The organism is Mycobacterium parascrofulaceum ATCC BAA-614, assembly GCF_000164135.1.
Classification (GTDB): domain Bacteria; phylum Actinomycetota; class Actinomycetes; order Mycobacteriales; family Mycobacteriaceae; genus Mycobacterium; species Mycobacterium parascrofulaceum.
This window is the reverse complement of record NZ_GG770672.1, coordinates 1-547: the sequence shown is the minus strand read 5'-3', so window position 1 is coordinate 547 and position 547 is coordinate 1. Positions and strand designations below refer to the sequence as shown.

General features: G+C 61.8%; 2 protein-coding genes. Both read left to right on the top strand.

Annotation, left to right across the window (positions count from 1 at the left end):
- Positions 1–330 (top strand): hypothetical protein (locus HMPREF0591_RS30170; RefSeq protein WP_007172700.1); only part of this gene is annotated, 330 nt, incomplete at its 5' end.
- Positions 331–364: 34 nt separating this feature from the next.
- On the top strand, positions 365–538 hold the full coding sequence (locus HMPREF0591_RS32835) for a hypothetical protein (RefSeq protein ID WP_007172699.1): 174 nt from the start codon (positions 365–367) through the stop codon (positions 536–538).
- Positions 539–547 lie beyond the last annotated feature (9 nt).

Sequence of the window (547 nt, the reverse complement as noted above, 5' to 3'; positions counted from 1 at the left end):
GACGACAACCTCGACCAGGTTGGCCAGATGCTCGTCGACGCCAACACCGCCTCGGTCAACTATTGCTACTTCAACAACCCCATCCACGAGCCCTACGAGTACCGCTACACCCGGCCCCTGCACACCAGCTGGTCGGTCATCGAAGTACTCAAGGCGTTGCAGTGCTTCGAATATCAGGCCTGCGAACCCAAGGACTGGCAGCACACCGAGGCCTACGCATTCTGCCGCGAGCTGCAGAACATGTTGGTCCAGGCGCTCTCTGGCTACGACCGCGCCCCGTGGGGCATTACCCGCATCAGCCTGCCCGCCGCCCATCGGCGGAGCGCCTAAACCCGCAGTCGCCCACCCTGAAAGGAGATACGCGATGATCATCGAGGGCACCATCACGCGCGGTGTCGAAAACCGCACCGTTGAGATCCCGTTCTACATCGACACCCTCACCGGCACGTACAGCCAGTGGGGGCACGACACCATGACTCTCGGTGAGAACGTCGATCTACTTGAGGCGTTGCGCGACGCCGCCTGCGACATCGACTGACACGTATCA